Origin of the sequence: Flavobacterium arsenatis (assembly GCF_031456785.1) — a bacterium.
GTDB classification, from domain to species: Bacteria; Bacteroidota; Bacteroidia; order Flavobacteriales; family Flavobacteriaceae; genus Flavobacterium; species Flavobacterium arsenatis.
In genome coordinates this window covers 180,852-196,567 of record NZ_JAVDVI010000004.1, presented here as the reverse complement: position 1 = coordinate 196,567, position 15,716 = coordinate 180,852, and the positions used below count along the sequence as shown (strand labels likewise).

At 39.3% G+C, this 15,716-nt stretch carries 5 protein-coding genes; all 5 read left to right on the top strand.

Going from position 1 to position 15,716, the window contains the following annotated elements; all coding sequences use genetic code 11:
- Nucleotides 1–156 precede the first annotated feature (156 nt).
- A complete protein-coding gene (locus J2X31_RS06245; RefSeq protein WP_310025315.1) occupies nt 157–8,055 on the top strand; it encodes a choice-of-anchor J domain-containing protein in 7,899 nt (2,632 codons plus the stop codon).
- Between the two features lie 70 nt (nt 8,056–8,125).
- Entirely contained in the window at nt 8,126–9,061 is a 936-nt protein-coding gene (locus J2X31_RS06240; protein ID WP_310025314.1) for a PorP/SprF family type IX secretion system membrane protein, read from the top strand.
- A 22-nt stretch (nt 9,062–9,083) separates the two neighbouring features.
- On the top strand, nt 9,084–10,955 hold the full coding sequence (locus J2X31_RS06235) for an OmpA family protein (RefSeq protein ID WP_310025312.1): 1,872 nt from the start codon (nt 9,084–9,086) through the stop codon (nt 10,953–10,955).
- A 265-nt stretch (nt 10,956–11,220) separates the two neighbouring features.
- On the top strand, nt 11,221–15,099 hold the full coding sequence (locus J2X31_RS06230) for a T9SS type B sorting domain-containing protein (RefSeq protein ID WP_310025310.1): 3,879 nt from the start codon (nt 11,221–11,223) through the stop codon (nt 15,097–15,099).
- 228 nt (nt 15,100–15,327) lie between these two features.
- On the top strand, nt 15,328–15,708 hold the full coding sequence (locus tag J2X31_RS06225; RefSeq protein WP_310025307.1) for a BlaI/MecI/CopY family transcriptional regulator: 381 nt from the start codon (nt 15,328–15,330) through the stop codon (nt 15,706–15,708).
- The last annotated feature ends 8 nt before the right edge of the window (nt 15,709–15,716 follow it).

The following is a 15,716-nucleotide window of genomic DNA, read 5'->3' as shown; positions in this document are numbered from 1 at the left end:
TATATTTCAATTTCTAGGAGGCAACTCTTTTGTTAACAGTATTTTAAGTATTGTTTTAGGCTTTCAAATTTCGGTAAATAGCAAAGGCATATTAAAAAATTACTCATTTTGTATCTCTATTTTTATGGCGAAACTAATCAAAATGATGTAATCACTATGCAAGAAAAATTACAATTAACCACGGTAATAAATCGGATTTTATTACTCGCTAATTTCTCTAAATCCAATTTAGATGTTAGCAATTTTTCCCGAGAAAACCACATAGGGAAAAAGGTATTTCTACCACTCTTATTTTTGTTGGCATACATTTCCAGTTATGGACAGTTGGCCACACAGAATTTTGAAAGTGGTATTCCAGCAAACTGGACCATTTTCAATAATAATGTAGGAACACTACCTTGGACGATTTCCAACGATGGATACCTTGGCAGTGATGCCGCTTTTATTGATCCATCGGCAGAGAATATTGGAGCTGGTAATACGGCACAATATTTCTTGGTCACGCCATTGGTTCAAGTTCCAGTAAACGGAGAAATTCGATTTTATACCAAAAGGCTAACAGATGATGCGAATCCAGGTATTAAATACCAAATTCGATTGTCAACAGCGAGTCAGCCCGACATCAATGGTTTTTCGGTTGTCCTTCAGGAATGGGACGGTGCTTCTTTAAACACAGGAGCCGATAATCTATACGAAGAAAAAATCGTTAGCCTTCCATCGACTATTCCTCCTGGATTAGAAATTTATATTGCTTTTGTAGCGGTTAATACGCAAACTGGAGCAGTTGCAAGTGGCGATGCCTGGTTTATTGACAATGTTAGAATCATAGAATCGTGCTTGAAAGTGGTTGAGGCCAATTTCACAGTAGAAAATATAACGCCAACAACGGCTGATTTATCCTGGACACATCCAGAAGCTACTAATTTTCAAATACAAGTAGTTCCGCAAGGAGAAATTCCGGCAACTTCAGGAATAACTGTTGCAAATTCCTATGAAGCTGAAAATTTAGATGGTGATAGTTTTTATGATGTTTACATCAGAACGATTTGTGATGCCGAAACAGCAAGTGCTTGGGCAGGACCTTTCAGCTTCAAGACTGCCATTTATGGTTTGTCTTGCGAAACGCCAATTGTTATTACAGCTTCTTCTGGAGTTTCTTATTCGCTTGACGCTAATTTAAAGGATTTCCCTAATGCAGATACGGTAATTTATGCCAATCAAGGAACAAGTTGCTTGTCGCCAGCCATAACCGAAAATTATTTGGAAGGAAACAAAATTTTTCTTTCCTATACACCTACACAAACGGGAGTTATCAACATCAGTCAAATGACACTTCCTTGGACATCTGGAACTGAATGTTGGGGAAATGCTATTACAGGCGTTTTTGTTTATGACAGTTGTACCAATGTTGGAGTTGAATGTTTGGCAGGTTTGAATACCACACAAACCGATCAACCTAAATACATCGAAAATTTCCCTGTTGTTGCAGGAATAGAATATGTTATCGTGATTTCTACTTCTTTTGCAGGGCTCGATACAAGCATCTGTTTTGAATTTGATTTGTCGTTCTCGACTTGTCCGGCTCCTTCGGTTTTTACGTATAAGGATTTGGTTCAAGACAGCGTTTCTTTTTCTTGGAACAATCCAGTAAATATTGCAGATTCTTGGGAATATGCTGTTCAAACTGCAGGTTCTGGAATTCCAACAGCAGGAACACCAACCAATACAAACGTTGATAATGTAATCAATACAGGTCTTTCAGCAGGAAATGCTTATGAATTGTATGTAAGATCGGTTTGTGATGGAACTCCGGGAGAATGGAGCATGCCGTATGCTTTCACGACACAGTGTGCTATTTTTGATACACCTTACACTACTGATTTTGTGGATACATCTGCACAAAATCCAGAACCATGTTGGACTTCAATGGATTTGAATGCTGATGGTGTAAAATGGTCGTATCAAGCAGGTTGGGAAGAGGGTTATTTAGGTTATGCAACTTTAAATACCAATACCAATCAAAACAACAACCACGATTATTTGGTTTCTCCACAGATTAATTTTAATGGAACCCAAAAGCGTTTAAGATATTCCCATCAAGTAGGTTGGGGAGGAAGCTCAAGCTACAGTATCAAAATTTCTACTACAGGAATTGGAGCAGAAAACTTTACTTATACCTTGTTACCGGAAACCGTAATTTCAAACGAAGCTTGGCAGGAAGTGATTTATAATATTCCTGAAACCATTACAGGAACAGTAAACATTGCATGGATTGTTTCACCTCTTGGTTCAGGACAGGAAGCCAGTAGAATTTCTATCACAAATGTATTTATCGAAGACAAACCAGCTTGTCCAGACCCGATTGCTCCAATTGCAGAAAATGTAACGACTACAACTGCAGAATTATCTTGGACAATTGGAGAATCTGAAACACAATGGCAAGTTGCCATTCAACCTTTGAATACAGGACTTCCAACCGGCGATGGAATACTTGTAGATTCAAACCCATACATTGCAACGGTAGAACCAGCAACACGATATGAATATTATGTAAGAGCCTATTGTAATGATGTTGAACAAAGCAACTGGGTTGGGCCCTATTATTTCACAACACAATGTATTTCATTTGACACTCCTTTCTATGAAGGATTTAATGATGCTGATGCCGATACTAAAAAATTCTGCTGGTCCATCAACAATGCAAATGAAGATGGTGCAACTTGGATGATGAACCCACAATATCCATCCATCCAGCCAAGTACATCTTGGTTCAATCCAACAACAGAATTTAATGATTATTTGATTTCGCCAGCCATAAATGCTGTTGGAACAAAAGCATTGAAATTTGATTATAGAGCGGCTTTTTCAATCTTTGCTCCAACGTCTAGATTTGGGGTTGAAGTTTTGATTTCTACGACCGATACAAATCCTGAAAGCTTCACAGTTTTAGGTCCATTGATGGAGTTTACAAACACTGATTTTCTTCAAAAAACTCTTTATTTTGAAGGAACAGGTATAACTTACATCGCTTTCAGAGTGCCACCAGCTTATGATTTGGCAGGAGGAAGTTCTATCCTGCAAATAGATAATGTGATTATTGAAGATGCTCCACCTTGTCCGAAACCATCTGATTTGAGTGCAACAAGTATCATGCAAAACCAAGCATTGTTATCTTGGACAGCAGGTTATCAGGAAGAAGCTTGGAATGTTGTGGTTCAGGAAGCAGGTTTGGGAACGCCAACTGTTTCGGGAACTCCAGTAACAGCAAACAATTATACACCAAATACTTTAGATCCAAATACGGTTTATGAATTTTATGTAAGAGCAAATTGTACAGGTGAAAACAGCGAATGGGTGGGTCCTTTTGTTTTCAGAACACTTTGTACAGCTTTCAATACGCCTTTCCTGGAAACATTCAACACCGATTCTACTTCAGAAGATTGCTGGAGAATCTTGAATGAAAACAGTGACGGAAACATCTGGAGTTTGCAAGTAACCGTTAATCCGTATGAAGGCGACCAAATGGCCGGAATGTTTACAGGAAGCAACGGTGCAAACGACGACTGGTTGATTTCGCCAACCATCAACGTTACGGCAAATCAAAGATTACGTTTCTATTATAAAGTGTATCACAGTGATTTTACCGAAGATTTAAGAATTCACCTTTCTACAACAGGAATTGATGTAGCTGATTTTACGACTACTTTATACGATTCAGAAGTAGAAACAGTGCTCATCAACAATATTGAATACAAGGAGATGATTATCAATTTGCCTGAAGGCATAACGGGTAACATCAACATCGGATGGCATATTCCAGAAATGGAACCAAGCTGGATGGGATATAGAGGTCAATTATTATTTATAGATAATGTAATTATCGAAGATATTCCGCCTTGTGCTTCAATCTCAAATCCGATTGTAGCCAATATAACCGATACCACTTTCCAAGTGGCTTGGGAGGCAAACGGAACAGAAACATCTTGGGAACTTTCGGTACAGCCTTATGGAACTCCGGCTCCAACAGGTGCTACTTTGCCAGAATATCTTTATACGGCAACTACAAATCCGTTTACGGTTACAAACTTAGACCCTGCGACAAAATATGAAGTGTATGTAAGAGCTATCTGTAACGAAACCTTGCAAAGTGAATGGGTTGGTCCGATTGAAGTGATCACAAAATGTAGTTTCGAAAATCTATGCCAATATACTATCACTTTGAGTGGAGGTCCAACTTCAGGAATTGGAGGAGGAATCGATGTTATTCAAAATGGCTATGTTATCCAAACGCTAGATTTTCCATCGGTAGCTTGGAACGAAATTCCTGAACCACTAGATTTTACACTTTTCCTTTGTACGGGTGTTGAGTTTTCATTGTTTTGGGATTCTATCGGAACGGCTCCAGGTCAATTTCCAGGAGCGACAGTAACAGTTAAAAATACAGCTGGAGAAGTAGTTTCTACAACCGATTTAGGATTACTTCCGGCTCCAAGGTCAACATTCTTTACAGGAATTGCGACTTGCGGAACGATTGTTTGTCCTCAACCAACAAATTTGGCATCTAGCCCAACAACGGCTTTCACTTGGACACCTGGTGGAACGGAAACACAATGGGAAGTTTTTGTACAGCCTGTTGGAAACAATACACTTCCACAATCAGGAACTATTGTAAACACGCCAACTTATACACCAACCGAAGCTGATTTTAATGACGCTACAACTACCACTTATGAATATTTTGTTCGTGCAATTTGTGGAGAAGATAACAAAAGCTTCTGGTCAGGGCCAAAAGTATTCGTAAGAAACGACGATGCTTCAACAGCTTTAAAATTAGCAGTAAATGGAGATGAAACTTGTAGTGTATCGGCTAGTGATGTAACCTTCAACGGTGCATCTGCTTCAACAGATCCGCTGACTTGTGCAGGAACTAACAATGGCGACATTTGGTTTGAATTTGATGCAACGGCAAAAATCCACATCATTGAAGCCAACGGATTTACAGGAAACTTCTATATTTCTTCTGGAGATGAACCTTATCCGGATATGACAATGACGTTGTATCAAGTTACCGAAGATGGTCTTGTGGAAAAAGCATGTAGCAACAACAATTCTATTGTGGCAATGTACACTTCAGAATTGGTGGTTGGCGGTACCTATAAAATACGCTTGATGCTAAATGCCCCAACAACCAATACCAGAAAGTTCAATGTTTGTATCAAAACACCATTGGATTTCTGTAAGGTAAATGCCGTGAATTATGATTTCGAAACACCTCCGATGCAACACGTTACCGGAATTACAACCATCGGAACCGAATTTGTAGTTCCAGGTTGGAGAGTAAACCTTGATACTTGGGATGCAATCTTCTTTTCAGAAGCTTTGACTGCCATCAATTTTGCTCCTTATTCTGGTGGACAATGTATCCAATTGCTATCAGACCCAGAAGAAGATTGGGATGCAAACGACCCGAACATCAAAGGAATTTATCAAGAATTTGATACTTCTGAAATTACCGTAATGAATTATAGTTTTGCTCACGCAACACGTTCAGAAGGCAATAGCATTCAGTTGTATGCTGGACCTCCAACAGGACCATTCACTTTGGTTACCGAAGAGGCAGCTGTAGGATTACAATGGACCTTGAAAACAGGAGAATATGTTGTTCCAGCTGGCCAAACTAAAACACGATTCATATTTAGAACCAAAGAAAATAAAATAGGAAGTCTTTTGGATGTGGCCAATTTCACTCCAAACATCGACATCAAAACTGTTCCTCAAACCTTGGCTTGTCAGGAAACAGAAGTTGTGCTTGAAGCAGAAGGAATCGGAACTTGGTCGGCTGATGAAGCCAATCCGGCAACGACCTTGATTGCAAATGCAACCACTAAAACGGCTACCATTTCTGGATTTAATACACCAGGAGTTTATACTTATCATTGGATTACACGTTATTGCGATAGAACGGTTACTGTAACCTATGAAGGAATTTCCGATGTACCAACGGTTATCACTCCGGTTGAATATTGCTTGAATGCAACGGCCCAGCCATTAACGGCTACACCATCAGAAAATCATACTTTGAAATGGTTTACGGATGAAATTGGCGGAACTGGAACTACAACGGCTCCAACTCCAGCTACAAATGTTTTGGGAACAACAATCTATTATGTTGCCAATGTAAATGCCGAAGGTTGCGAAGGACCAAGAGTGGCTTTATCGGTAATCATCAATGATACAGAAATGCCGGAAGTTGGTTTTGCTTATGATGCTCCTCAATATTGTGCAATCGGAACAAATCCAGTTATCACATTAAATGATGGTTTTGCAACGGGCGGAACTTTTACAGTACTACCAACAACAGGTTTATCTATCGATGCTACAACAGGAGCAATCGATTTATCAACAAGCACGGCTGGAACGTATGAAGTAACCTACAGCGTGTTGCAAAACGAATGTACTTTAGCAGATGACAGTTCGGTTACAATCATAATCAATTCTGCCGTTGCACCAGTAGTTGGGTTTACTTATCCAACTCCAGTTTGTACGAACAATGCTAATTTGACACCAACTTTAGTTACCAACTTCACATCAGGAGGAACATTCAGTTCAACAACCTTGACGGTAGATGCTACAACGGGTGAAATCGATATGGCTACTACAACAGCAGGAACTCATGATGTGGTTTACACAATTGCTTCATCAGTAGCTGATTGTCAGTTGGCTGATTCAGAAATGTTCCAAGTTGTAATTGAGGCTTTGGTGACACCAGTAACTGGATTTACTTTCAATCCTTCATATTGTCTAGCAGATAACAATCCGTTGCCAACTTTGCCAGCTGATTTCTACACGGGAGGTTCGTTCAGTTCTTCAACAGGATTGATCATCGACGCTTCAACAGGAGAAATTGATTTGGAAAACAGTCCTGCAGGAGTTCATTCAGTAACCTATGATGTTCCGTCAAACGGATGTGTGGATGCCGGAACCACTACGGTTTCAGTAACCATGAACGCTTTGGCAACACCAACAGTTTCTTTCTCTTATGAAGATGCTTGCGTAAATGCAACAACAAGTCCACTTCCGGTTTTAGCGACTGGATTTACACAAGGAGGAACGTTCAGTTCTACAACCTTGACGGTTAATCCAACAACTGGAGCTGTTGATTTGACTTCGGCTACAGAAGGAACTCACGACATCGTTTATACGTTGAATGAAGATGTTGCAACGTGTACGGATGGAGCTGTTTTTTCAGCAGAAATCAACTTGATTGACGGAATAAATGCCGTAACATCATTCACTTATGATGCAACCTATTGTTCAGGAAGCACAACCGATTTGCCAACTCTAGCAACCGACTTTACACTTGGTGGGACATTCACTTCAACTAACGGTTTGGTGATTAATGCTACAACTGGAGCCATCGACATTCAGGCGAGTGAGGCAGGAGTTTATGTAATTACGTATGAAGTAGAATCGGATGAGGATACTTGTACGGTTGGAGATTCTGATACGTTTACGATTACAATTTTTGGAGATTTAAGTGTTGCCGTAAATGGCGGATGCGATAACAGCCAATATTTGTTGATTGCCACTCCGGTTGACGGTTCGTTCAATCCGTCGAATGTTGATTATACATGGAAAGATGCTTCAGGAGCTGTTGTTGGAACCAATTCGGATACTTTCAATGTAACGGAATATGCAAACGGAAATTCAAATGCCGTTTTCCCAATCACATTTACTGTAACGGTTGATGCCGGAGATTGTTCAATCGAAACACCATACACGGTGAACAGCATCGGATGTAGGGAAATCCCAAGAGGAATTTCTCCAAACGGCGACGAATTCAACCAGAATTTCGACTTGACTGATTTGAACGTTAGAAACATCATAATCTTCAACCGCTATGGAACAGAGGTATTTAGTTTCAAAGGAAATTATACCAACCAATGGTTCGGACAATCAAGTGGAGGTAAAGAATTGCCAGTGGGAACTTATTTCTACAGCATCACAACCGAAAATGGAGCTTCTTTCACCGGTTGGGTTTACATCAACAGATAAACATTAATCCTAAAAAAAACAGTCTGACTGTAATTTCCAGTCAGGCTGTTATTTAAAAATAGCATTTAAAATGAAAAAAATATATCTTACAGTTGCCTTTGCCTTTATGGTCATCCTGAATATGGAGGCCCAACAGGATCCACATTATACACAATATATGTATAATATGAACGTGATGAATCCGGCCTATGCAGGTTCAAAGGAAAACATCGCCATCGGTTTGCTTTACAGGGCTCAATGGGTTGATGTTGAAGGAGCTCCAAGAACGGGAACTTTCTCCATCCACAGTCCTGTCGGAAGCAATGTTGGTTTGGGACTTTCTGCAGTAAGCGATAAAATTGGTCCGGTTGAGGAGAACAATGTCTATGCAGATTTCTCTTATACGCTTAATTTAGGTGGAGAACATCGATTGGCTTTGGGTATAAAAGCTGGTGCAACTTTTCACAAGGTAGGTTTGTTCAGCGACATCGGAAACGGATGGGTTTTGAATCCAAACGATCCAGCTTTTAGCGAAAACATAAGCAATACCTATTTGAATTTCGGAACAGGTGCTTTCTATTATAATGAAAAATTCTATGCCTCATTGTCGGTTCCGAATATGCTGAAAAGCAAGCATTTGGATGTAACGCAAAATGGTCAGGAATATCAATTTGGTTCCGAAACACAGCATTATTTTTTAACCAGTGGTTATGTATTTGATTTATCGGCAAACACAAAATTCAAGCCTTCGTTTATGTTGAAATCGGCTTTTAACGCTCCAACTTCGTTGGATGTTTCTGCAAATATGTTGTTTTTTGACCGTTTTGAGATAGGAGCTTCCTACAGATTGGATGATTCTTTTGGCGGAATGATTAACTTTGCTGTGACACCGGGTATCAGATTAGGGTATGCTTATGATCATATCGTTTCGGATTTGAACGTAACGACACCAGCCTCACACGAGTTCATGCTGTTGTTTGATCTGAATTTCTCTAAAAAGGTATCAATGTCGCCAAGATATTTCTAACCAACAAAAACCGAAACTAAAAATGAAAAAAGTTTATATTACAGCAGGACTTCTTTTAACGATGCTATCAGGCTTTAGCCAAAATAAGAATACCGAAAAAGCCGATAAATTATTCCAGAGCTACCAATATGTAAATGCTTCTGAAGAATATTTAAAATTAGTGCAAGGCAAGAAAGCCGACGGTTATGTCTATAAACAATTGGCCGACAGCTACTACAATGTTTTTGACATGGAGCAGGCTTCAAAATGGTATGCAAAAGCTGTTGAAACCAAGCAGGATGCCGAAACCTATTACCGTTATGCTCAAACATTGAGAACTTTGGCGAAGTATCCGGAAGCCAACAAGCAAATGGACAAGTTTGCATCGATGGCACCAAGCGATCAACGTGCAAAAGACCACAAGGCAAATCCGAATTATATTCCAAGCCTTTCAAGCAAGGACAAATTGTTTGATGTATTTGATACCAAAATCAACAGCAAGGATCAGGCAGATTTTGGAGCTGTTTTGACCAATGACAATACTTTATATTTTGTAAGTTCAAGAAACACAGGCAAGAAAACCGATAAATGGATCGATCAGCCTTATTTGGATATTTATGAATCAACTCGCAGTGAGGATGGAAAATTATCAGAACCAAAGGCTGTTGGCGATTTGAACACGGCTTTCCACGACGGACCTCTAACGATGAGTGCCGATGGAAACACTATTTATTTTGCACGCGACAGCCATAGCGAAGGTTCTTATCAAAAAGATGCCAAGAACAATGTAAAAGTTGGTCAGCAAGGTCTTTATAAAGCGACAAAAGTCAATGGAAATTGGACAAACATTCAAGCTTTGCCAATTAACAGCACTAAATATTCGGTTGGAAATCCGAGCTTGAGCAAGGACGGAAAGACGTTATACTTTGCTTCGAACATGCCTGGAGGTTTTGGAGAAACCGATATCTGGAAAATCAGCATTGGAAACAACAGTTACGGAAAGCCAGAAAATCTTGGTGCTAAAATCAATACTTCAGGTAGAGAAACGTTCCCTTGTATTGCCGATGACAACGTGCTTTATTTCGCGTCAAGCGGAAGACAGGGCTTCGGAGGTTTGGATATCTTCAAATTAGATTTGAATGATAAGGATGCTGAAGTCATCAACCTTGGAAAACCCGTAAATACCGAAAAAGATGATTTCTCTTTCAGCTTGAATCTGACTAAAAATGTAGGTTATTTTTCTTCTAACAGAAGCGGAAAAGACAACATCTATCTTGCAGTTCCAGTTTGTGGAGTAGAGGCTGTTGCGGTTGTAAAAGACAAAAAAACAGGCAAGGCTTTAGCCGATGCAAAAGTTTCAATCTTGGACAGCAAACGTAACGTGATTGCCACCAAGCAAAGTAACGCTTCGGGAGAAGTTTCGTATAAAGTAGAATGTGATACCGAATATATCTTACAAGCTTCAAAAGACGATTTCGATCCAGCTACAGCAAATGTTGCCAAGACAAAATCAGGAAAAGTTTCCATCAATTTAGAATTGGATCCTGTTGAGGTAGTGATTACCGCTACAGAAGTTTTGCTGAATCCGATTTATTTTGAATACAACAAAAGCAATATCACTTCTCAAGGTGCCAATGAATTGGACAAATTGGTGAAGGTCTTGAACAAGAATCTAGAAATGAAAATCTTCGTAAAAGCACATACCGACACCAACGGAAGTGCCGATTATAATATGAAATTATCGGATCAGAGAGCTCAAGCTACGGTTCAGTATGTAATTTCAAAAGGAATCAGCAAAGACAGGATTTCAGGAAAAGGTTTCGGATTTACAGAGCTGAAAGTAAACTGCACAAAATGTACAGAAGAGCAGGATGCTCAAAACAGACGTTCAGAATTCTTGATTGTAAAAAATTAATAAAAGTTTCATAGCAATTGATTTTTAAAGTTTTTAGGTTGTTTAAGTCGGGATGTGTTAAGTTCAATTAAAAAATAGGCTTAAAGGAAATAAATAGTTTACAAGTTGCTTTTTTGATTCCTAATTTTTAATTGAAACTTACACGTCTTGGCTTTTACTTAAAAGCATAAAACATTCAACTGCTATACATTAGAATAGTTGTAATAGCTAATTTTTATGACAACCATAAAAGTTGGCTATTCATTTTTAAAAAGTTGCCGATTAAATGAAAAAGATAATTATTATACTGCTTTTATCGTTCTGGAATATCTCGTTTTCCCAAGAACCAAATGATTGCCTAAATGCCATCACGATTTGTGGCAACGGAACATTTTCGTCCAATGCTTCAGGATTTGGAACTATTCAGGAAGTTTCCGGATGTGGCGGAATGGAACATAATTCAATCTGGATCAAAATCAATATAGTACAATCTGGAACTTTGGGCTTCAATATCATTCCTAATGATCCTGATCTGACAGTGGATTATGATTTTTGGGTATATAATCCAAATGCTTCTTGTTCAGGTTTAGGAAGCCCTATTCGTTGTGCCACAACAAATCCGCTTCAATCACAAGCCGCAGGTAATCCTGTTGTAAACAACCATACGGGAATGTATGGAGCTACAACAACAACACAGCTTATTTACAATCAAGGAATTGGTTATGTAAGATGGTTGGATGTTGTGGCGGGTCAATCCTATTATATTGCTATTGATAGACCAGTGGGAGATGGTGGTTTTGATTTGGAATGGACAGGAACTGCAATGAACGGAACAGGAGCTTTTGCTCCACCACCAACTGCAAATGACATTGTGGATATGAGAACCTGCAGTAACAATCCAAACGTCGGAATTTTCGATTTGAATACAGCACGACCTCTTATTAATGCAGATTTGGTAAACAATACCATTACCTTCCATACCACTTTAGAAAATGCCTTTGATAATGTGGCACCAATCGGTCCGATTATGGGTAACGCTTCTAATCCGCAACAGATTTTTGCAAGAGTAACCAATAATGTCACGGGTTGTTCTACCATTACCGATTTTGATTTGAAAGTTTTTCCGGTTCCCACTGCTACGATAAGTGCTTCTCAAGCTACTATCTGTTCGGGAGCTCCTGTTGACATTACCATTACGGGAACTCCAGAATCTACAATTGATTACACGGTTAATGGTGGTGCAATTCAATCGGCAACACTCGATATCACAGGAACATTTACTCTTACAGCTAATCCAATAATTGATACAGAATATACCTTAGTGGGTGCTAAAATTTTAGGCTTCAACAATACTGTGATTTGTTCCCAAGCTATAAACGATGATGTAACGGTAGTCGTTACGCCAAATGTAACACCAACTTTCACGCAAGTTTTTCCAATTTGTGAAGGCGAAATCTTATCGGCTTTGCCAACAACTTCTACGAATGGAATTACAGGAACTTGGTCGCCAGCTTTGGATAATACATCGACAACAACTTATACTTTCACGCCAGATGCTGGAGTATGTGCCACCACGACAACAATGGAAATTGTAGTAAATCCAACTCAAATTGCAACTTTTAATCCAGTTGCACCAATTTGTCAGGGCGAACCCTTATCGGCTTTGCCAACAACTTCTACTAATGGAATTACGGGAAGTTGGTCGCCAGCTTTAGACAATACAGCAACCACAACTTATACTTTTACTCCAGATGCAGGACAATGTTCGAATGCTGTTGCGATGGAAATTGTGGTGAATCCAACTCAAATTGCAACATTCAATCCGGTGGCACCAATTTGTGAAGGCGAAACCTTATCGGCTTTGCCAACTACTTCAATCGAAGGAATTACTGGAAGTTGGTCGCCAGCTTTGGACAATACTACGACTACGACCTATACTTTTACTCCAGATGCGGGACAATGTGCAAATACTGTATCAATTCAAATCATCGTCAATCCAACACAAATCGCAACTTTTACACCAGTTCCACCAATTTGTCCAGGTGAAACTTTATCGGCTTTGCCAACAACTTCAATCGAAGGAATTACTGGAAGTTGGTCGCCAGCTTTGGACAATACTACAACTACGATTTATACATTTACACCAGATGCCGGACAATGTTCGAATACCGCTACGATGCAAATCGAAGTAAATCCAAGTCAGGCACCAACTTTTACTCAAGTCAATCCAATTTGTCAAGGCGAAACTTTATCGGCTTTGCCAACAACTTCCAACAATGGAATTACGGGAACGTGGTCCCCAGCTTTGGATAATAATGCAACGACAACTTATACATTTACTCCAGATGCAGGTCAATGTTCGAGTTCTGTTTCAATGGAAATTGTAGTGAACCCAACACAAATCGCCACTTTCACTCAAGTTGCACCAATTTGTCAGGGTGAAACCTTATCGGCTTTGCCAACCACTTCGGACAATGGAATTACGGGAACTTGGTCGCCCGCTTTGGATAATACCACGACAACGACTTATACTTTTACTCCGGATGCTGGTCAATGTGCTAATGCCGTCACGATGGAAATCATTGTAAATCCAACACAAATCGCCACTTTCACTCAAGTTGCACCAATTTGTCAGGGCGAAACTTTATCGGCTTTGCCAACGATTTCTACAAATGGTGTTACAGGAACTTGGTCGCCAGCTTTGAACAATAATGCAACGACAACTTATACGTTTACACCCGATGCCGGACAATGTTCGAACAATATTCAGATGCAAATTGTAGTCAATCCTTATCCAATTTTAGCTTCCGATGAATATAAGATTTGCAAGGCAGATGGTTCAGGTTTTGGCGAATTTGACTTGCAAGGTAACATTCCGGTTTTTCTAGGAACTACCCAAAATCCTGCGAATTTCAGTGTTTCTTTTTCAAGAGATGCTTTGAATGCGAATCCCATCACTACAAATCCTTATACGAATGCAACGATAGATTCGGAAACGATTTTTATTACAATCACTAATGCTAGTTCAGGTTGTAGCATCACGGAACCTGTAAATTTGATTGTAGAATCGGGAACTCAAGTGACACAACCGGCCGATGTTGCTATTTGCGATTATGAAGATGAAAACGACGGAATCGCGACTTTTAATCTGGAAGATTTTGAAACCGAAATCTTAAACGGTCAGAATCCAGCCGATTTTATCATTACCTATCATTTGTCGGCTTTCACGGCTCAAACCGGAGTCAATGCGATACAAAATCCGACGGAACATAAAAACACCGCTTCGCCTTATCTCCAAAGGATTTTTATCCGTGTGGTAAACATCAATTCAACGAACGCTTGTATTGGTCTGACGGATGTAAACCTGATTGTCGAACCAATCTTGAAACCTCGAATCATTACGGGACCAGACAACAACAATACGATTTGTGTCAATTTTGAAACAGGTGAGGTAGAGCGTTCCTTGACGTTATTTAGCCTGTTCCAAAATCCGAGTTACACTTATAAATGGTTTCTGAATGGAACTGAAATTCCGGGAGCTACTTCGGGAAGCTACGAAATTATTACTGCTTCGCCAGGATTATACACCTTGGAAATTACAGATTCTTCTTCAACATCAGTTTGTGTTCCAGAACCAAGTGACGTTTTTGAAGTCATACAATCGGGTAGTGCTGTCGTAAGAAGTGTTGAAATCACGAACGCTTTCAACAACGAAAACACCATTACGGTTGAGGTGGAAGGTTTCGGAGAATACTGGTTTCAATTGGATTATGGTCCGATTGAAGACAACGGCGGCATCTTTACAAACGTAACTTCAGGCTTGCATACGGTTCATATTTACGATAGAAAAACCGAAAAGCCTTCGTGTGATGCAGTTGTAATTGAAAATATTCGTATCATCGATTATCCGAAATTCTTTACTCCAAATGGCGATGGATATAATGATACTTGGAACATTGGCGGTTTGGATGAACAACTGAAATCTAAGATTTTCATCTTCGATCGATACGGAAAATTGATTACCGAAATTAAGCCTTCCGGCGATGGTTGGGACGGAACCTTCAACGCAAATCTTCTTCCAGCAACCGATTATTGGTTTGTTATTTATTATGAAGAAGAAGGGGTTGCCAAAGAATTTAAAGCCCATTTTTCTTTGAAGCGATAGAGTTTTCTGAACTTATTTTAAGCCACGAATTCACGAATTTCACTAAATCTTTTTGTGAAAATTCGTGAATTCATGGCTTTATAATTATAGCCTTTTCCTATAATTAATCTGTGAATATTTATGGCAAAATAATATTTTTGAAAATTTTAACAACTAATAATTCTATCGTACGAAATTTTTCCTACCTTTGAATCGTTCAAATAAATAATAGAAATAAAAAATAAACAAATGCAAGCCGAACCAACAAAATCCGAATTAGAAATCCTTCAAATCCTATGGCATTTTGGACCATCGACTGTTCGTTTTGTAAACGATCAGCTGAACGAACAAAAAAGGGCAGTTCAATATACATCTACCTTAAAATTGATGCAGATCATGACCGAGAAGGGAATGCTTGAAAGCGACAAGTCGAACATGAAACACATTTACAGTCCGACAATCGAAGAGAAAAAAACCAAGGGCTTCCTGCTTGAAAAATTTGTCGATACGATGTACAACGGTTCAAGTAGCAGTTTGATGATGCAACTTCTTGGCAATAAAAAAACTTCGAAACAAGAAATTGAGGAAATCAGAAAGATCCTTGATACATTAGAAAACAAACAACTTTAAAAGTAAAA